Annotated in this window: 19 protein-coding genes and 1 other annotated feature; of the genes, 3 read left to right on the top strand and 16 right to left on the bottom strand. The window is 40.3% G+C overall.

What is annotated here, in order from left to right; genetic code table 11:
• The 3 genes from MKX60_RS19640 to MKX60_RS19630 form a co-directional block, all read right to left on the bottom strand.
• Positions 1 to 327 (bottom strand): DMT family transporter, encoded by a 327-nt coding sequence (locus MKX60_RS19640; protein WP_042188043.1) that lies wholly within the window; start codon positions 325 to 327, stop codon positions 1 to 3.
• Between the two features lie 13 nt (positions 328 to 340).
• Positions 341 to 874, bottom strand: a complete 534-nt coding sequence (locus MKX60_RS19635; RefSeq protein WP_341060733.1) for a TetR/AcrR family transcriptional regulator — start codon at positions 872 to 874, stop codon at positions 341 to 343.
• 91 nt (positions 875 to 965) lie between these two features.
• Positions 966 to 1442 carry a GNAT family N-acetyltransferase gene (locus MKX60_RS19630; protein WP_339271170.1) on the bottom strand — a complete coding sequence of 159 codons (477 nt, stop codon included), beginning with the start codon at positions 1440 to 1442 and terminating at the stop codon, positions 966 to 968.
• Positions 1443 to 1567: 125 nt separating this feature from the next.
• On the opposite strand from MKX60_RS19630, the gene MKX60_RS19625 reads away from it, so the two are divergent.
• Positions 1568 to 3235: a ribonuclease J gene (locus MKX60_RS19625; protein WP_042188039.1), complete on the top strand. Its 1668-nt coding sequence runs from the start codon at positions 1568 to 1570 to the stop codon at positions 3233 to 3235.
• A gap of 56 nt (positions 3236 to 3291) precedes the next feature.
• On the opposite strand, the gene MKX60_RS19620 is transcribed toward MKX60_RS19625, so the two are convergent.
• Both MKX60_RS19620 and MKX60_RS19615 read right to left on the bottom strand, forming a co-directional pair.
• Positions 3292 to 4389, bottom strand: coding sequence for a phosphotransferase (locus MKX60_RS19620; protein ID WP_341060732.1), 1098 nt, complete (start codon positions 4387 to 4389; stop codon positions 3292 to 3294).
• A gap of 89 nt (positions 4390 to 4478) precedes the next feature.
• Positions 4479 to 6035 (bottom strand): ABC-F family ATP-binding cassette domain-containing protein, encoded by a 1557-nt coding sequence (locus MKX60_RS19615; protein ID WP_042188035.1) that lies wholly within the window; start codon positions 6033 to 6035, stop codon positions 4479 to 4481.
• Positions 6036 to 6265: 230 nt separating this feature from the next.
• On the opposite strand from MKX60_RS19615, the gene MKX60_RS19610 reads away from it, so the two are divergent.
• Positions 6266 to 6850 (top strand): AAA family ATPase, encoded by a 585-nt coding sequence (locus MKX60_RS19610; protein ID WP_076298999.1) that lies wholly within the window; start codon positions 6266 to 6268, stop codon positions 6848 to 6850.
• Between the two features lie 117 nt (positions 6851 to 6967).
• Here the strand turns inward: MKX60_RS19610 and MKX60_RS19605 are convergent, their stop codons facing one another.
• The 5 genes from MKX60_RS19605 to MKX60_RS19580 all read right to left on the bottom strand — a co-directional run bounded on the left by MKX60_RS19605 (position 6968) and on the right by MKX60_RS19580 (position 14198).
• Positions 6968 to 9001 (bottom strand): acyltransferase family protein, encoded by a 2034-nt coding sequence (locus MKX60_RS19605; RefSeq protein ID WP_341060730.1) that lies wholly within the window; start codon positions 8999 to 9001, stop codon positions 6968 to 6970.
• 538 nt (positions 9002 to 9539) lie between these two features.
• On the bottom strand, positions 9540 to 11339 hold the full coding sequence (locus MKX60_RS19595; protein ID WP_341060729.1) for a vWA domain-containing protein: 1800 nt from the start codon (positions 11337 to 11339) through the stop codon (positions 9540 to 9542).
• A gap of 2 nt (positions 11340 to 11341) precedes the next feature.
• Positions 11342 to 12403: a MoxR family ATPase gene (locus tag MKX60_RS19590; protein ID WP_341060728.1), complete on the bottom strand. Its 1062-nt coding sequence runs from the start codon at positions 12401 to 12403 to the stop codon at positions 11342 to 11344.
• Between the two features lie 75 nt (positions 12404 to 12478).
• Positions 12479 to 13462, bottom strand: coding sequence for a phosphotransferase enzyme family protein (locus MKX60_RS19585; protein ID WP_341060727.1), 984 nt, complete (start codon positions 13460 to 13462; stop codon positions 12479 to 12481).
• A 202-nt stretch (positions 13463 to 13664) separates the two neighbouring features.
• Entirely contained in the window at positions 13665 to 14198 is a 534-nt protein-coding gene (locus MKX60_RS19580) for a YdhK family protein (protein WP_341060726.1), read from the bottom strand.
• Between the two features lie 176 nt (positions 14199 to 14374).
• Here MKX60_RS19580 and sleB point away from each other — a divergent pair, with 176 nt between their 5' ends.
• A complete protein-coding gene (gene sleB / locus MKX60_RS19575) occupies positions 14375 to 15016 on the top strand; it encodes a spore cortex-lytic enzyme (protein WP_445670764.1) in 642 nt (213 codons plus the stop codon).
• A 104-nt stretch (positions 15017 to 15120) separates the two neighbouring features.
• Positions 15121 to 15361: a binding site (T-box leader), on the bottom strand.
• A gap of 11 nt (positions 15362 to 15372) precedes the next feature.
• On the opposite strand, the gene MKX60_RS19570 is transcribed toward sleB, so the two are convergent.
• The 6 genes from MKX60_RS19570 to MKX60_RS19545 form a co-directional block, all read right to left on the bottom strand.
• Positions 15373 to 15906, bottom strand: coding sequence for a GNAT family N-acetyltransferase (locus MKX60_RS19570; RefSeq protein ID WP_076298993.1), 534 nt, complete (start codon positions 15904 to 15906; stop codon positions 15373 to 15375).
• Positions 15903 to 16232, bottom strand: coding sequence for a GNAT family N-acetyltransferase (locus MKX60_RS19565; RefSeq protein WP_341060725.1), 330 nt, complete (start codon positions 16230 to 16232; stop codon positions 15903 to 15905). The genes MKX60_RS19570 and MKX60_RS19565 overlap by 4 nt, the downstream gene beginning before the upstream one ends.
• A gap of 249 nt (positions 16233 to 16481) precedes the next feature.
• Positions 16482 to 17498, bottom strand: coding sequence for a zinc-dependent alcohol dehydrogenase (locus MKX60_RS19560; protein WP_341060724.1), 1017 nt, complete (start codon positions 17496 to 17498; stop codon positions 16482 to 16484).
• A gap of 145 nt (positions 17499 to 17643) precedes the next feature.
• Positions 17644 to 18249, bottom strand: coding sequence for a TetR/AcrR family transcriptional regulator (locus MKX60_RS19555; RefSeq protein ID WP_341060723.1), 606 nt, complete (start codon positions 18247 to 18249; stop codon positions 17644 to 17646).
• Positions 18250 to 18343: 94 nt separating this feature from the next.
• Entirely contained in the window at positions 18344 to 18610 is a 267-nt protein-coding gene (locus tag MKX60_RS19550; RefSeq protein ID WP_042127555.1) for a CD3324 family protein, read from the bottom strand.
• A gap of 189 nt (positions 18611 to 18799) precedes the next feature.
• Positions 18800 to 20194: a protoporphyrinogen oxidase gene (locus MKX60_RS19545; RefSeq protein ID WP_341060722.1), complete on the bottom strand. Its 1395-nt coding sequence runs from the start codon at positions 20192 to 20194 to the stop codon at positions 18800 to 18802.
• Positions 20195 to 20255: the final 61 nt, after the last annotated feature.

Raw genomic sequence — 20255 nt, 5'->3', positions numbered from 1 at the left:
CTAATGAGCCCCACCTGAGAGCTTCATAATGATTACACCACCAATAATAAGTAGTAGACCTAGTAATTTCTTACGATTAAAATTCTCCTTATAAATAACTACGCCAATTATAGCTGTCAAAGCTGTGCCCACCCCTGACCAAATCGCATAAGCTGTACCTAATGGAATTGTTTTTAACGCTAAAGAAAGACTATAAAATGCTAAGCCCATACCAAGGATCACGCCAATGGATGGGAATACCCTTTTAAACCCGTTAGACACTTTTAGCATTGAACTGCCAAATACCTCACAGATGATCGCTGTTGCAAGTAATACATATGAATTCAAAGATAACCTCTCCTTACTTCGTCATATTTATCAATTCTTGAATGACTTTCGTGCGTAATTCATCATCTAACACACCTAATCCGAACATTTCGGAATACCATAACCCATCTGCTGCCAACCTAACGATAGTGGAGCGTACAGGATCAATGCCATCGTTCTCTATGTTTTGTTGCCACGTTGCATATTGACTTTGAAATTTGTTAAGAATATCTGGATTTGTGAAAAGAGCAGCAAGAAGCGCGGTACCAATCTCTTTGCCCTCTTTAATATCATCATCCATGGCTTTAGTAATAGCACGACTCCACTTCCCTTTTTCAACCGTTTCGCTCATTGCTCTATCTTGAACATTGGTAAAAAAATGGTTCGTTAGATCTTCGACCATCCCTATGATCAAAGCTTCTTTATTTGGAAAATGGTGCAGTAGCCCGCCCTTACTGACCCCGGCTTCTTTAGCCACAGCTTCAAGCGTAAGCTTCTCTACTCCATTATTTTTAACAACTGTGGAAGCCGCCAATAAAATAGTTTTACGTTTAGAATTACTGTTCACATTGATCACCCCTGATATTTACTATACCGTCTGGACGGTTTTGTTGTCAAATAAAAAATAAGCCTGTTAATCCAGGCTTACTAAACCATAATTAAATTAACTCTTTAATATACCAAGCATCACATGCGAAATGCTCTGAGCCAGCTAATGGGGCATCTAAAAGTTCGAAGCCGTTTTTCATATAAAAACGGTTAGCTGCATGCATGTTCTGTAATGTCTCCAAATAACATTTATTGTAATGAAGCTTGGCAAAATCCAGCGCCGTATTTAGGAGTTCAGAAGCTATCCCATTACCTCTAACGGACGGAGATAAGTACATTTTTTGCAACTCACATATGTCGCCCTCATTGCCGAAAGGCGCAATGCCACACCCGCCCAATATATTTCCATCTTCTTCCACAACCCAATAAGCCTGATTATCGCTTTGATTGTAGTACTCATATAAATGATGCAGGCTGTCATCTTCCCACGCAAGCCCTGCCCTATTCCCGCCAAACTCAATCAGACAGCTCCTAATAATCTGTTCAATCGCACGATTATCGTTCTTATATATTCTTCTGATGTTCATGATCAATCTGTCCCCTAACTTTTGAATATCAATCTATTGTTATACTATTGTACCACCTCAATGAAAGGATAATTATAAGGGATTTCATACATAATATAGGTGAATTTATAAAAGGAGGGACTTTAATGAAAGTGGCAGCTAAGCAGCTCTGGATTGCAGCATTAGGCGGTGTGAATGAAATTGGTAAGAATATGTATTTCCTGCAATATGCTGATGATATTATTGTCATTGATTGCGGTTCTAAATTTCCGGACGAAAGTCTACTGGGGATTGACCTCATTATTCCTGATGTTACGTATTTATTAAGCAATCTTGATAAGATTCGAGCATTAGTAGTTACACATGGACATGAGGATCATATTGGAGGAATTCCGTATCTACTCAAACAATTAAATCTTCCGATCTACGCATCTCGGTTAACCTTAGGTCTAATTGAAAATAAACTGAGGGAACACGGAATATTACGTCAGACCAAGCTTCATGTCATTGATTCTGAGTCTACTTTACAGCTAGGAGCGATTACTACAACGTTCTTTAATACCAATCATAGTATTCCGGATTGCCTTGGTGTTGTATTCGATACCCCAGAAGGGACCGTTGTTCATACAGGGGATTTCAAATTTGACATGACCCCTGTTAATAAGCAGTATCCCGATATACATAAAATGGCTGACATCGGGAAGAATGGTGTAAAGTTCCTGCTCTCAGAGAGTACCAATGCAGAACGCCCAGGCTTCACCCCCTCTGAAAAACTCGTTGGCGCTCATATAGAAGAAGCATTCATGAAAGCTGACCGTAGAATTTTTATCTCTACCTTTGCTTCAAATGTACACCGTCTACAACAGATCATTGAAGCTGCTCGTTTAACCGATCGTAGATTAACCTTACTTGGCAGAAGTATGGTTAATGTTGTCCGAGTAGCCCAGGAACTCGGGTACTTGAGCATTCCAGATAACATGCTGATCGAGCCTACTGAAGCTGCCAAACTCCCTCCAGAGCAAGTAACTGTATTATGTACAGGCAGTCAAGGAGAGCCCATGGCTGCGTTATCGCGACTGGCTAACGCAAGTCATAGGCAGATGGAAATCCAGGCAGGAGACACCGTTCTGATAGCAGCTAATCCCATTCCCGGGAATGAACGCAATGTATCTAGAATCGTCGATAATTTATACGTGCTTGGCGCTAAAGTCATCTATGGATCACGCAGCGAGCTTCATGTATCTGGGCATGCAAGCCAAGAAGAGCTTAAGTTAATGTTAACCTTGATGAAACCTGAATATTTCATACCGATTCATGGTGAATACCGTATGCTACATCATCACAGCTTGTTAGCAGAGGCAGTTGGTGTTAACCCCAATAATATCTTTATTCTGAAAAATGGAGATATCGTCGAGTCATCATCAGGTGTCGTCCGCCAATCTGGCCGAGTGGCAGCTGGACAAACCCTAGTGGATGGCCTTGGGATTGGAGATATTGGTAATGTTGTTCTTCGCGATCGTCGCCAGCTGTCAGCAGACGGTATTTTGATTACAGTGATTACATTAAGCCAAGAAGATGGACGTTTATTAAACGAGCCGGATACCATATCCAGAGGATTCATCTATGTCCGTAACTCAGAAACTTTAATGGAGGAGATCAACAAGCTTGTAACCTCTACCCTTCAAAAGATGAGTGAGGCTGACCTAGGCGAGTGGAATATCATCAAGCAGACCATCAAGGAGACCCTAAGTAGATTCCTGTACGAAAAAACGAAACGACGTCCAATGATTCTCCCCATCATTATTGAGGTGTAGCAAAAAGGAGCTCCTGTAATAGGGGCTCCCTTTTCATATCTAATGAGAATTAAGAACTATGTTGTCCATAATTTCAATGTCTCTGCTTCTAGCGTCATTTTTTGATGAATAATAATGATTTGCTCTAGCCGATTAACCCGCTCCTGAAGATTAGCGTTTAACAGGTCAGATTGTAGCTGAGCATTCAGAGAAAAGTATTGTGGCACTTCCCAGACACTGCGTAAAGCAGTGCTTAAACAATAACCATATCTTGCAAGGGATTCGTCCCCCTGCCATCCGCTAGCCTTTAATCCTTTGATATACGAATGGAATAAAGACTCTTTAAATTCCTCGTAACGATGGATAGGAATTACACCAAGACTCATATTTACGCCAAACATTTTACCAAGATCTTCACCTAAACCTGATATACTCATAAATTGCCAGTCTATCAAAACTAACTCTCCGTTTTGAGTTAACAGCATATTCATTTGACTGAGGTCCTGATGGGCTAATACTCGCGGCAAGCGATGGAGAGCATTCAAGTTACTGTCTATCCGCTTCGTGAAGTCTTGGAACCAAGCCCAAAGGCTTCGGTCATTGTCTCTATGTAATTGATGAATATATTCTTCAGGGTTAGGTGCATACATTTTACTTGCGGTAGTCCATGATCTAAGCCAGCTTCTACATATCCATTGGTTATTAGGAGTGTTCTTTCCTGAAAGATAAGCTCCATTAAATCGGCCTAACCGTTCAGCGATAATATCAAACTGCTCCTTCGTATGTGCAAATTCTCCTTCAATACGTTCCATCCATAACCATACAGTACCATCTTCTTGCTCCTCAACAAGATAACACTTAGGAGCTTGGATTGAGACCGGAAGCTCATCCAGAATCTTAGATTCAAAGACTAGGGCTTCTCGTCGCCAGTAATTGTGATGTGCTGGATCCTCTTTTTCTGCACTATCAGACTTGATGATTTTTAATATGATTGACCATGGAAGCTGCTCGTGATTAACTATTGCCAGACCATGAATAGAAAAGATGCCTGCTGTAGTAAAGTTAGGCGTTTTATAATTTAAATTTTCACAAGTGAAACTGATTATTTCTATTTCTTGTTCTCCAAAAATTCGTTGAACACTGATGTTAAGCTGATCCATTTTATTCTCTAACACATAGACCCTCCCCACTATCCATAAAAAAGCCTATAAAGCGTAACTGATTCGTTAACACCTCATAGGCTTGTTCAATAAAGATTTGCTTATTAGAATACTTTTGTTGTCCAATCTTCGCAATTCCAGATATCGGTGACAATGTCTTGATAAAAATCTGGTTCGTGAGAGATCATGAGAATGCTTCCCTTATATGCTTTCAGCGCACGTTTCAGTTCATCTTTGGCATCAATATCCAAGTGGTTCGTCGGCTCATCTAATACGAGAATGTTGGTCTCACTGTTAATGAGTTTACATAGACGCACTTTAGCTTTTTCTCCACCACTTAGAACAGCAATCTTACTTTCGATATGTTTCGTGGTCAGTCCACATTTGGCAAGAGCAGCACGTACTTCGAATTGTGACAGGGATGGGAATGTATCCCAGATCTCCTCGATACAAGTCTTGTAATTGCCTTCTTTCATTTCTTGCTCAAAGTATCCAATCTCTTGATGGTATCCACGTTCTACCGAACCGGACAATGCTTGGATTTCGCCTAAGATGCTGCGAAGCAAGGTGGTTTTACCGATCCCGTTCGCACCGACCAACGCGATCTTTTGTCCACGCTCCATTAACAAATTAAGCGGTCTGGACAACGGTGTATCATATCCGATAACCAATTCTTTTGCTTCGAAAATCATCTTGCCCGCAGTTTTACCTTCTTTAAAGTTAAACTGTGGTTTTGGCTTCTCTTTTGCAATCTCGATGATTTCCATCTTGTCGAGCTTCTTCTGTCTGGACATTGCCATGTTACGGGTAGCTACGCTGGCTTTGTTACGTGCAACGAAGTCTTTCAGCTCTGCGATTTCTTGTTTTTGACGGTTATAAGCAGATTCAAGCTGTTGTTTTCTCATTTCGTAGACCTGCTGGAATTGCTCATAATCACCCACATAACGAGTCAGCTTTTGATTTTCCATATGGTAGATCAGGTTGATAACACTGTTCAAGAAAGGCATATCATGTGAGATCAGAATAAATGCATTATCATACTCTTGAAGATAACGTCTCAGCCATTCAATATGCTGCTCATCCAGATAGTTCGTAGGCTCATCTAGGAGCAAAATATCTGGTTTTTCAAGCAACAGCTTCGCAAGCAGGATTTTGGTACGCTGACCACCACTAAGATCAGCTACGTCACGATCCAATCCAATATCTGTGATTCCTAGACCGCGCGCGGTTTCTTGTATCTTCGCATCGATCATGTAGAAATCTTGATTTGTAAGCGTATCTTGGATCGTACCAACTTCTTCAAGCAGCTTTTCCAACTCTTCAGGCGACACGTCACCCATTCTGCCATACATATCATTCATCTCTTGCTCAAGATCAAAGAGGTATTGAAAAGCGCCTCTGAGTACATCTTGAATGGTCATGCCTTTGGTCAACACTGCATGCTGATCGAGGTAGCCAACACGCACCCGTTTGGACCATTCGACTTTACCTTCATCCGGTTGCAGCTTTCCTGTAACAATATTCATAAAAGTGGATTTACCTTCGCCGTTAGCGCCGAATAATCCGATATGCTCGCCTTTTAGAAGACGGAATGAAACATCCTTGAAGATCGCACGATCTCCAAAACCATGACTTAATCCTTCTACATTTAATATGCTCATTTATGGACACCTTTTTCTTATTTTTCTCGCTATATTATAAGCAGGATTACACAAAAACTCAATGGAGAAGCAAAAAAATATCATATTATGGACCGTAACGCGAAATATCTCAGGTTCTCAAAACCTACGGTAGATGAGGATTTTACGCTGGCGATTACTCATCTTCTTTTATATGATAGTATGCAGAGATACATTATGGAGTTGAATTGAGGTTCTAAGGAGAGACAATGATGAACAAACTTGTATTTTTTCTAGGGCCAGCTGGGGCAGGCAAAACGACATTAGCTAAAGCGATCGCTTCCCGGCGTAAAGTACCCTTCTTTGATATGGATATTCTATTACGTCCAGCGGCAGACGCCATCATGACCTTACACGGATTGGACCCGGCAGACAGAGACTCTGCCGATTACAAAAGATTATGCCGTGATTTGGGCTACCGGATTACGATGGATGCAGCGCTAGACAATATAGGCCTGAATGTAGATGCATTTGTGGTTGGACCATTTACTAAAGAAGCTGCCAACCCTGACTGGATCAGCAGTGAGTTATCTCGAATCGGACGTTCGCTGCAAGATGTTGAGGTTAAAGTTGTCTTGGTCGAACTAGCCAATGAGGAATTGTATCGGACACGAATTCACGATCGACAATCACCATTAGATGAATGGAAGTTCCAGCATTGGGATGAATTTCGCAAATCATTTGGAAACCGCAGTGTGAAGTGGCCGCTTCCAAGTTCTAATGTGAAAGTGATCGATAATTCTGATCCAGACATAACTAAGACTGTGGCTGTGGTGGAGCATTTTATCTACGACTAGGAATTAATTAGCTCTTCAATGATCATTCGTTTACGAAAAAAAAGACCGGCAAAGAGAGAACTCTCTTGCCGGTCTATTAAAATATAATATCAAAAAGTTTGGAGATTCAATTAATTCTTACTTACTTTCCAAGGCTTTCGCAAGAAGTAAGGCGTAACACTTGGAGCCCTCTGGTTTAAGATGCACACCATCTTGGTAGAAATAATCGTCTTTTCCTTCACTTGCAGAGTACCAGTCTACTACGGTCGTATTACTATATTCACTGGAAACTTTTGAAATATTGTGATTCACATTATTCTCCCATTTTCTTGGAACCCGTGTATTGACCAAAAAAATCTGCTCAGCATCACTTAATGAATCCAGTAAATTACGTAATTGCTTTGAACTAAAGGATCCGTTAGTCCCAAGCTCGATTATAACCTTTTTACCCAGCCGGCCTTGAGCTTTAAGCTGATCCACTACCTCCTGAGCTTTAGCCATCTGCCGACCGATCTTTCCCTCGATGACAATGCCAGGTAATTCCTCTGAAAGGTATGGTGCTGCATCCAAAATGACAGAATCTCCAATGGCCGTAACATCCGTTCCAGCTTGACTCTTCTCAGCCACAGGTTTCTTTTCTTCAGGAACAGATTTTTCCACTTCTGATTCAGGCTTTGCTATTTCTGTATTTGTAGTTCCCACCTTAGTATCAGCTTTTTTTACTTCAGGTTCAGTTGTAGCTGTTGCCAAGGCTGGTATTGATGGTTTATCAGTTACATTTTCGTCTATCGCTTTATGATCTGCGGGATCATTCTTTCTTCCCATATCTTGTTGTTCTTGCTGCTGCAGTCGTTGTTCTTGCTGTTGCAGTTGTTGTTGTTCATACTGCAAATCTGCCAATTCGATCGCAGACGTATCCGATCCAGCGTTTAACAAATAACCTTTGCATGCGATTGGGATAAGAATCACAGCAATAATAGCCATTAAGAAGCCTGGACGAAGACCACCCCTTCGCTTTACACTGATGTTCTTCCAAGTTTCTTTAAATGAACCTCGACGAATGGGCTCCTCCACATACTTATATGACAATGCAGCTAGAAGAAAACTTACTGCTACCTGAATGATAATCCGAAGCATGCTGCTTTCTTCAGTACTCACATTCGGACTACTAAGGATAATGACTGGAAAATGCCATATGTACAAGCTATATGATCGCAGCCCGATCCAACGCAAAGGTTTACAGCCTACGATCGATCCCAGACGGCTAGCAGGATGAGCTAGAACGGCAATAACTACAGCTGCAATCAAAGAAATCACTAAAAACCCACCACGGTAAAGTAAATCATCGAACTCATTAACCTTATTAAAAAGTACCAACAATAGAATGAGTCCTAATCCCCCTACAATATCAAGCACACGCCGAGCCGGTTCTGAGACGTTATCATTAAGTTTCTGACTTGGCCAAGCAACTGCAAGTGCTGCTCCAATGAGAAGCGCAAATAAGCGGGTATCCGTTCCATAATATACTCTACTTGGGTCTGTCCCCGGTACGTAGATCAATACCATGGCTAAAGCCGAGACTGCTGCGCAAGCCATAATCCATGCAATAAGCTTACCTCGCCGACGAGCGATTTTCATCACGATGATGAGAACTATTGGCCATAGAATATAAAACTGTCCTTCAATAGAAAGCGACCATAAATGTCCGATAGGAGATGGTGGGCCAAAGCTTTCAAAATAGGAAACATTATGAAATATTAGCCACCAGTTATTGAAATAAAATAAGGAAGACATAAAGTCACCCTTGAGCCCAAACAATCTTGATGGTTCTATAATTAAAAGCCATATGGCAACCACAAAAAGCATAACGGCCATCGCAGGCAACAGCCTCCGCGCCCTACGAACCCAAAAGTCTACAAGGTTCAGCCTTCGGTGCCGCTCCCACTGGCTAATGATTTGGTCAGTAATGAGATATCCGGAGATTACAAAAAATATTCCAACGCCGAGAAGTCCACCCTCAGCCCAATTCAGATTCAAATGATATGCGATTACAGCGAGTACTGATAAAGCCCTTAGACCATCAATTCCTGGCACATAACGCCTGCCGCCTACAGATTGTATAGAAGACTGGCTCCTCATATTATTTCTGAAAAGCTTCGTGTTGTCTTTCATAATGTTTCAGTCCTTACCGTCGATTTATCGTTCATAAGTAAGACGCTGTAAACGTATGAAAAGTTCTGTAATCAACTGAAAATGTTATAAAATAAAAAAATGAATCTTTGTTGATCGAAACACTTGTCCATTGTGCTCCCTACATTAACTCAGATGTGTAATAATAATTTTTTCAACTTCTGTACCCCGTAACTCTACGTAAAAAGGCTGCACCTCATCATTTAGACAATACTCCAGCCGCAGTCTGAGGTTTTTCCATGTGACCATTTCCAATGCTTGTTCTATCGAGAAAAACCCAACTTCTAAGCTCTCGGAACTAGTAGTAGGTTCGCCGCCGATGGCTTTCCCTAGAAATAGGTTAGTACAAATAGATCGATCAACATTTTGAAAAACTCCGCAGAACTTATTAATCTCTATATCAATACCCGATTCTTCTTTGGCCTCCCTGTTCATTGAATACAACGGTAGCTGCGGAAAGAATATGTTTTGGGGTTGTCATATCGGTTACTCCCTCTAATCATTTCTAAGATCTTCTACCTTAGTTAATTCTGAATACAGGTCCTTTGGGTGAGAAAGGCAAGTCATTTCCCTTGGGCAAAATATAAGCATGGTCTCTTTTAATGGTCAGCTTGTCACAATAACCATCTGTAATAATTAGAAGTGGTCCTTTTTTCGGAAAATCCTCAGCTTGTTGAATCAAATCAATAGCTGGTTGTAAGATCGTTCCCCCTCTTCCCTTCACTTGTACCCGATCCGCGATAGCCTCGGGGGGCATGTAACCTGCATCATAAGGACAAGCATCACAAAAGATAATCCGTGCAAAAGGAACATCACGAGCCTGCGCATAACTTGAAATGGCCCCTAATGCTTTGGCCAGAAGCTTTTTATCCATTGAGCCTGAGGTATCTAAAATAACTCCAAAAGTACGGCCATCATCTGCAGCACCGCTATGAACCCACTGTGGTCGAGGGATATCAGGCGTAGAAGATTGACGTCTGCTAATTCGTGAATAAGATCTGGTCTTCTCAAGCGGTGAGAAATAATGATCAAACCAACGAGCAAGCTCTACATCCCATTTAATAGGTGGCTGGCCCAGCGCTCTAATCTCTTCAACTAGTCCTGATGGCAAAAGACCGCGGCTTTGCTCTTCATGATACATAAGTCCTTGTTGCATAGCATTCTTACAAAAATCATCAAGCGTTTGTCCTTCTCTCACATCCCAAAAGCTAGATGAACCGTTATCTAAAATATCACCGAGTCCGTTGCCTCTCAAGGTTGCCAGTTTCTTATAAGTGCGGATATCTCCGACCATACGATCATAAATCGTTTCAGCAGATAAACCTTTAAGCTCAGGATCTAATAAGAGTCCAATTCGCGGATACTCCCCTACACTCATTTCTATTAGCCAAAGATTTATTACGTAGTCACAAGCCACATTCCAAAGATAATGATCTCGACCAAGACATCGCTCGTGATGCTGAAGCCCCGCATGCAGAAGCTCATGCGCCATCACGAAAATACACTCCTCGTCGTTTAGTCCGGCTGCAGGGTTCATAAATATTTTGCGCTCAATAACGTCAATGGCAGCTATGGAAATATCAAATCGCCAACATATCGCTGGATCTTCTATAATCTCAAAGCCGGCGGCAAGCGCACCTAATAAAGGATATCTGTCCATAAACCATCGTTTTGCACGTTGTGGAGCGGTTAATGAAAGTGCAGGGTCACTAATAGTATTAGCATGGCCTCCAGCAACACTTACTGCATTCGTCACAGCATTAGATAACCCATAAGCAAAATAGGCTTCCCAATCCGGTGCTTTTCCCCAGTATCTTTTGGTGGTTTCTCTAACATTCATATCCAGTTTTGAAACACCCGCAGTCCCAAAATATCTGGAGGTGTCCGGAATTCCTTTTATCATAAATTGCTCGTAAAGCTGTTGTTCATCTTTAATTGTAAGATCAATTCGCGACTCCATATCTGCGGGTACTTTCCCAAGCTTCAAGTCATTTAAAAACTTTGCTATGTACACATCACATGCAACGTTCCACGCCACTTGATTCTCTTTAATCTTTAAATGTCCAAGACCTAAATGAAGAAAACAATGTGCCAAAACGTACATCCATTCAGCAACCTCGCCACGCCTTTTAGGATGAGTGTAAATATAACCGTTATTAGTGACAATTGCCCAGCCGTCTTCAGGATAGGGACTATTTTCATTATGAATAATCGAAGCTCGAACAGATAACGGTGCAAAAATAGGATGATCCGCGATTAATGAACATGCTTCATTAAAATTTTTCAAAGCGGGATTATCTGGAGTTGTTTTTTTAGCCATATTTACCCCCGCTCTTTTATTGCAAGACGTGGTAAATCACGTACAATTTCAACCATTAACCAATCTGGAATATTATCACTTTGCTCCTGCTTAGCAACTACTAGCTGTGCAATTTCAAAGCTAATGACGGACAGGTCTTTAATCAGCTTTTTAACAGTGTGTGCAAATTGGCGATGTCCATCTCGTACGTTATCTTTAATCGGAGGGAGTTCTTTGATAATCTGGGCACGCAAGGATTGCGCCAGGAAATACAGGAGATCCCGATCTTCTGGAGCCGTTGGAAATGAGGAATTACCATCTATAATTTGATTAAGTTCATATTTTCCAGTTAGATTTTTATAAAAAGCCCTGAATTGTGTGGCGTGAGAAGGTGTCAGTGAACCATTCGCTAAAATCCCCACGGCATCCACATTTATATCATCCCCAAACTCATGTAGTGCATCACTAAGCATATGCCAAGAGCGTGGCGTGGAGAAAGGCTCTTCAGTCTTTGGAGGTGCACTCCACAGATGATCGGGACGCAATTCCAGATATTCAATAACCATAGGATGAATGCTATTCTCATATGCCCAAGAGATCCAATTCTGAAAAGATACATTTAGCTGTATATGGAACATCCGATTGATAAGCGCGGAGGACATAGGTTTAACAATTGCACTATCTTGTGCACGGTTACCAGCTCCTATTACTATAGAGCCCTCAGGTAGGTGATAATCGCCGATGCGGCGTTCGTGGATAAGACTATAAAAAGCTTTTTGCACCTCTTGAGAACAGGCATTAAGCTCGTCTAAGAACAAGCAATACGGTTCGTCCCGAGCAATCATTTTCGGAGGACAAAATTGGCTCTTGCCGTTAACGATTTGAGGTACCCCAATGATGTCTTCCGGTGCTAGTTGAGAACCCAGAAGAGAAACACATGGAAGACCCACCTGATCAGCAAAAGCTTCTACAAGAGAAGACTTTCCAATACCAGGCGCCCCCCAAATAAAAACAGGGCGGATCACAGAAACGTTTAGAAGTACTTGCATAAGTTGAATAGGTGTTACAGGAGTTGCTAGGTTCAAATAAATGCTCCTTTTTTATATGATATATCCTCATTATCTATTCTAAATATATTAAAAACTACTCAAAAGGATTTATTAAAGCTCTAAACAAGCTTTGTCATTTAGGGCATCCTGAATATTACGGGCAAGCCACTCTCTATCCTGCTCACGCTGTGACTCCGAAAACTCTTGAAATAACAAAAGCACTAATTCCAGTCGGCGCTTCTCAATAAAGAGCGGGAGCTCTTCTAGCCATTTATTGTCGAGTGCATACTCTCGATTATACCCTTTCATAAAAGACGTCAGCATGGCTGCCGCAAGACTAGAAGTTCTACTCTGCTCTACCTCCGGTTTTCGCCAATCCCCAAAGATGGTCGAATAATAAACGGCAATGGCAATATCATGCACCATATAGTCGTATCCGCAATCATCAAAATCAAACACGGTGATCTGCCCCTCATGCACGAAGAAATTACCCGGATGCAAATCACGGTGACATAGTCCATAGCCTTCTCGATTCCGCGGCAACTGGTTAATCCGATCATTTATTTGAAGCAACTTTTCAAAAAGCTGCTGTTCAACAGTACCAAAGTTAGCAAAGTCAAAATCTAGCTTACCCTGATGTGGTCTTGCCAAAACAGTCTCCGGATTGTATTGCAGAGTTAAAGCATGCATTCTTCCTGTTACCTCACCCCATTGCTCAAAAAGCTCCGTTCCCCAATTGGGATCGGAAGCATTAACATGACCACCTGGTGCTTTCTCCATTACACAAATCATAAATCTTTCCTCATCTTTGAATAGCGTTTGTACCAAGCTGCCATCCTGAAAGGGAATGGGGCGAGCCAGTTGCACGCCATGTTTTGCAAGATGGTCCATAAAGTCAAGTTCAGAGATGACCATCTCCTGCTCCTGATGAGAATGATGTGTTACACGTAAAATATATTCATGATCATCTTTTGGAAAGCTATAGACAACATTTTCAAAACCACCAATATACTTAATCGTTGTCCAATCGACTTGAATCTGTTGTGCAGCTTGTTTAAGCATTTCTTCATCGAATTTCACCTGCCAGTTAGGCATTTCAATCACGCTCCTACCTTCTAAGAAAACATCAATTTAAATGGTATATTTTGTATAGCAGTGCTTTATAAAGATATTTTAACACTTCACTACCAATAAAAGAAGCAATCAAAAAGGTAGGAGCAGCCTAGAACTTTAACAAAGTCCATGACTGTTCCTACCTTGATCATTTTTCATTACTTAAGAGCTTAATTTCTATTGGTTACTTTATTGCTGAAAGCTCATCTTCCGTTACCCATTTATGATTTTTCAATTTATCTCCACCCGTAGTAGGTGTGTAATCAATCATATATACCGTAGTATGTTCAGCTGAGTTAATTTGAGCCGTTGCACCTTTCATATCTTTCATATGGTCAGCTTCCATTACGACTTCTGAGCCGGATTCATAGGGTTTGTCGGCTGCTTTTTTGATTTCCTCATGAATAATCCACTTGTGATTTGTAACTGGAAATCCGCCTGTTGCGGGCCTATAAGAAACGATATACGCAGTGGTATCAAAAGCTCCAACTATCGTTGCTGTTGCCCCTTTCATACCTTCCATATGCTCCGCTTGGATAATCGCTTTACTTCCTATTTTAAAAGTAGGATTCTCTGCCACTTTCAAATTTTCAGGTACGTCGCTTGAACTGGAATATGAGGTATCTTCCATTATCTTATTGCCATAGCTATTATCATTACCACATGCGCTAAGAGTGAGTGCAGCTACGATTATGAATAGATATAATTGCTTTTTCATATATAAAACCTCCGAAGTTGATGTGCCTCTGATTATTCATTTACCCATTTCATAGGATCACAAACCTAATGAAGTATTTTCGAAAATGTAAAATGGATTATTAGATTACCAATAAATGAGTGTTGTCTCAGTTATTGAAGGTTATTTATAATGTTTTCTGAAAGGAGGCTACTACAATGAAGACTAAAATATTCACTTTGTTGCTTCTTTTGGGTCTGGTAAGTATGGCTACTATGATCGGTTCTGCTAGTGCTGCTCCGGTATTAACCGTAGGGAGTTCTTCTCGAGATGTGTGGGATCTTCAGTATCGATTAAAAACTCTGAATTTCTATACTCAGCCTTTAGATGGTGTATATGGAGCACAAACGAAAGCTGCCGTTACTAAATTTCAAAAAGCCTACGGATTAAGTGCCGATGGAGTTACTGGTACAAAAACATGGAATGCTCTAAAAAAATACACGCTTAATATTGAGGAAATGGATATTCTGGCGAAAGTCATTTATAGTGAATCTCGTGGTGAGCCTTATAAAGGTCAAGTCGCAGTTGGCGCTGTAGTTATGAATCGCATACAATCAAGTCAATTCCCAGACAATATTAAAGACGTTGTATTTCAAAAAGGCGCATTTACAGCCGTATCTGACGGTCAATACTGGCTTACTCCAAACCGGACTGCCTATTTAGCTGCTCTTGATGCTGTCCGAGGTTGGGACCCAACAAACAATTCGATCTATTATTTCAATCCAGATACAGCTACTAGTGCATGGATCTGGACTCGTCCTCAGAACTTAAAAATTGGTAAGCATATATTTGCGAGTTAACGCTTCAAATAAATGTAATATCCGGTCAACCTTAAGGTTGACCGGATATTTTTTGCAATAAAAAATATTTCTTCTAAAATGAAAACAAAAAGCCCCCTAGTCCGAAAAGGGACGAGGAGCCGCGGTACCACCCTAAATTAGAACTATTCTGTACAACAAACAGAAATGTTCTCACTTAAATATTTAACGGTTAAAACCGGTACACCTCTACTTGCCAACAATGGTTTCAAGGGACTGCTCCGGAGTGAACTTCGATCAACCCTTTTCTCTAGAAACGCTCTCAATCTCCGGCGTTTCCTCCCTGTAAAGAGGTATTGAACTACTTTTCTCCATCAAAGCATTTGTTTTGATTAGCTTTATCCATTACAAAAATTAAAAATCATCTTTAATTCATCATCAAAAGACTTCTTACATTCTTCTTGAAAGCTGTTACCAGTATATTCTTTTAGTGTCTTTCTCCAAAAATGCTGGGCTCTCCTATTAGTAGCTGTGGGATTGGTTTGTAGCTCCCATTTTCCAATATGAAGATTAAATACCTCCTTAGCCGCACGTTCAGCGATTCCCGTACCTCGGAAGGGCCGCAGGATAAAGAATTCGTTTAAATAAAATTCACAACCTGGTGGTGTATGAGGTGGTGTCGCTACTAATGCAAAACCAGCAGGAATTCCATCCTCTTTTATTATATAAGGATATAAAATCCCCGGCTTCTCCCACCATATGTCGAAGACTTTATTCTGTTCATTCAGCGTCTGTGTTTCATTATCCTCGTATACCCCGTATTGATTAGGAAGGTTCCCCCATATCTCTGATAGATCGTGTAAGTATAGTGGGTAGAGATTGTTAATCTTAAACTTCGTTGTGCTGTCAGTTAATGTTACGGTGGTATTCATTTCGTTCTCCCCCTTCTATCGAATGCTTGAATATATTTTTGGAGATCACTCAGATAACGTTCTGTATAGTTGTCTTTTGTAAAATCCTTAAGCACTTTTCGCCAGAAAGCTATGGCAGGTTTATTATTTTCCATTTGAGCTAGTTTCCATTTAGCTTCTTTAAATAGATCAAGTGTTTTTATTGCGGCAGCAGTACCTATTCCATTTCTTCTGTATTTCTGCAAAATCATAAAATCATAGATCACATGAGTTGGATCTGGGTCTTTATCTAAGTTTTCAAAAAGAACAACCACAAATCCAGCTACGTTTCCTGAAACCTCAATCAAATATGGATTCCATCGATGATCCCCTTACCTCTTTATCTTCAAACGTTACTGGAACAAGATTAATTTCCATCATACCTCCACGTTTTTTCTCTAATTTCACTTCCATACTCAGTATAATTACGACCACACACTAGTAATATGCCATGTTCAATTAGAATTAAATTTTATATAACGTCATTATTCTTCTAAAATAAAAAGAGTTCACCTGAGTTTTACACTCAAATGAACTCCAATATAATTAACTGATGATTAAGTTAGATCTACAATAACCTTGATCGTTTCTTTTGCTGCAATTGCTTTATCGAAGGCGGCTTGAATATCCTCTAATTTATAAGTCTGTGTCACCATTGTAGAGATATTCGTTTTCTTGTCGTTTATATGTTCAATTACCTTTACAATATCTTCATGTGTGTATCCACTAGCTCCAACTATGTTAACTTCTTTACTCATCACTTGAGCAAGGTTTATAGGTACTTCATTTTTATAAACGGCAATGATTGCTATTCTTGCTTGTGGCTTTACAATCTGCATCACTTGTTCAAATAAGATTGGAGCGCCCGCTGCGTCCACAAAAGCATCTACATTGGGTACACTCACACCGTATACGTTCACTTCGCCGAAGTGTTTGATTAAACCCTCTGCTAATGTTTCAGTCGACGTATTAACTGTTAATGCGCCTAATTCTTTTGCTTTATCCAAACGCCAGTTGTCAATATCCACTACGCAAACATCTTTAATGCCTTCACCAATTAATCCTGCAGCTGCAGATAAGCCAATAGGACCAGCACCAAGAACTACGATTTTGTCTCCATGTTTGGGCAGTATGCTAAAAGCGCCATGGAAGCCTACGCTCATGGGTTCCATTAATACGGCCTCTGTTGCCGAAACGGAATCATCAAATTCATAAAGGTTATAATTAAGTGCTGCATCTTCAATTAAAACATATTGTGAAAAGGCTCCTACCTCCAACGAATACCGGCGACCTGCACGTTTTGCAGTAATTGGATTCACACCTACACGCATGCCAACTTTCAAATCATTTTCCGCATCAGAACCTAATTCGACGATTTCACCAAACATTTCATGTCCAAACTCTGAGCCGAAACGGATACCCATTTCTGAGCCTGCTTTTACTATATTAATATCTGTACCACAAATTCCCCCCGCTAAAATACGAACCAATGCATCTTTTGCTCCTACTTGAGGCATCGGACGCTCTTCTATCCCCACACTATTTTGACTGTGATAAATGCCGACTTTCATCATTCATTAACACTCCTTATTACTATCTATTACTTTCATGGTAGTAGTTATTAAGGAGCTAAGCAATCTACAATAATACTGAAAGCGTTAATAAAGCAACAGTTGATAAATAAGTGTTAATTAAAAATTTAAATAGTGAAACAATTCACTATATCTTTTTATTATTTGCAGGTATAAATGGATTTAACTGTATGATTCGTTCTGCTAAATATTTAGGTGTATAAGGCATATCATTGCCTAGCCACATGGAAATTGTACCAATGATAGCCGATGTTCCATACCAAGCTGCAATATCAGATGGAGTATCAACGGTTAAGAAATCCTCTGTTTTTTTAATCGATTGTTGTTCTGTAGTTGTTAATATCAATTCATATAACAGATCCATCAATTTCGGTGTGAAATAAGGAATGTTTTTGGTTACAAGCAACACCTTATACATATGAGAATTCTCTGCAATATGCTCAAGCAATAAAATCAGCGAGGTAAGTTCATCCCCTGGTTTATAGGATTCTTCAAATTTATCTATGAGTATTTTCTTTAAATCTGCTAATAAATCATCCAAGATACTATCAATCAAATCATTAATATCTTTGTAATGTAAATAAAATGTGGCTCGATTGATTTCAGCCTTTAGCGTAATAGCGTTGATCGAGATCTTATTCAGTTCTTTCTCTGCTAATAAATCTATAAAAGCATTCCGGATTGCTTTTCTTGTCTTTCTTATCCGTAAATCTAAGTATGTTTTGTCTGCCATGTATCTTCCACCTCGTAGTTAATGAACATACTGTCAATTATAATACAAAAAGCCACGTCAGAGCTTCCTCTAACGTGGCTTTTTGGGATTATAGCTATTTTTTTGTGTAAACAATCTTCTTAATACTGTCCCTTGATAGGCAGTATTCATCCGAAAGCTGGTCAACCGTTGCTCCAACGGCAAACCTTAAACAAATCTCAATATTTCTAGATCTTAAGTATTTTCTGCTCCCTGACTTCTCGCCCCATTTTACATGTGCTTCTTCAGGCTTAGGGATATACACCAAACCACCGTTAATATATTTCTGAATTTCCTCTAATAATTCTTTTGGAAAAATCGTATCTGCATTTACATATTTCATAGTCGCTCTGCTCCTTAAACTTTTTTTGAGTTTGAAGGTAGCAAAGTCTATTCTAAAAACAACCCTGCACAGTGCACTGGCGGTAAATCAATTTTTATTCGCTCTATACAAACAACCGCCGTTGTTTATAGTCTAGACTTTGCATAGAGCTTATCGCTAATTTTCTCACTATTGTCCGCCCTCCTTTATTTAATGTGTAATTACTTGTTCCAAAATGCGTTCCGCTGTCTTCTCTCCATTTGCAATACAATCAGGAATACCCACACCATAATAAGAACATCCAGCAAGGATTACATTCGGATAATGATCTGCAATCTTCTTCTCTAAGGATACTACAATCTCGTGATGGCGTTTGTGGTAATTTGGCATAACATCATGCCATTTGGTCACATCGTGGGTAACTGGCTGTCCAGTAATTCCAAGACTGGTCTGTATATCATTCAACGCCACGTTTAATAATTCCTCTTCTGAAAGCTTAATCAAGGACTCATAATGCGGTCCTGAGCTTTTATAAAAGAGTCTGACAAGCAGACGTTGTTGACCAGACGTGTGCTCCCACTTGCGACTTGTCCACGTACAAGCATTACAAAGAACATCGTCACTGTTGGCTGTTATAAACCCTGTACCGTTCGCTGGCAGTTGACTGTCAGGGATATCAAATCCTATATACACACTAATCATAGAGCTGTTAAACAACTGTTTGAAATCTTCATTCAGCGCTTCGTCTTGAAGTAATGCTTGTGCAGTAGAATGCATCGTTCCTAGTACGGCAAAATCGCTCTCCAAGATTCGTCCATCTGCCAGTGTTACCCGGTACCGTTCTCCATCCTTTGCAATGCGCTCTGCCCGAATCCCTTTGATGATCTCAACATCGGACAGCTGTTCTTCCATGGCATCAATCAGAGCAGATACGCCACCCTTAAAAGACATAAACTTCTTATCGCCGTTCCCCTGGAATTTAGCCTTATTCGCGGACAATCCCTGAATAATACTTCCATATTCATTTTTATAATCAATCAAATAAGGAAGGGTCGAGGCAATGGTAAGTTCGCTCAATTTCCCGGAATATACACCTGATAGGACAGGTGATATTTGCTTCTCGACAAGTTCTTTTCCAAAGAAAGCTTCCAGAAAGTCACCTACAGAATCGTTTTTCGTAAAACGATCATTCGGAGTATAGAAATCTTTAAGTGCTTCAACTTTACCTTCAGCAGAGATCAAATCTGTAGTAGCAAGCGATTCAATACTGAGAGGGATGCCAAAGACTGCATCTTTAGGAATTTGCTTCAGCTTACCTTCTGTGTAGATGTATGATATTCCTGTCGCGTTATATACAACCTCATCCTGAATGCCTAATTCTTCAATCAATGGTGCTACATTTGTCTTGCGAGTGACAATTGAATCAGCACCAGACTCCATGATGAAGTCATCATGCTGAAGTGTTCTGATTTTGCCGCCCAGTCTATCGCTGGCTTCAACCAAAATGATTTTTACATCCAACTTATTATGCTGTATAGATTTCTGTAGATAGTAAGCGGTAGACAATCCAGTAATTCCCCCGCCAATCACGACGACCGTTCTCAAGCGTTGACACCTGCCTCTAAAGTTATAATCTGTTAAATTCAATTGAATACATTATATCATA

The sequence above is a fragment of the Paenibacillus sp. FSL R5-0914 genome (assembly GCF_038004525.1).
GTDB lineage: Bacteria > Bacillota > Bacilli > Paenibacillales > Paenibacillaceae > Paenibacillus_AQ.
The sequence above is the reverse complement of the archived record's forward strand: the minus strand, read 5'-3'. Positions and strand labels throughout refer to the sequence as shown.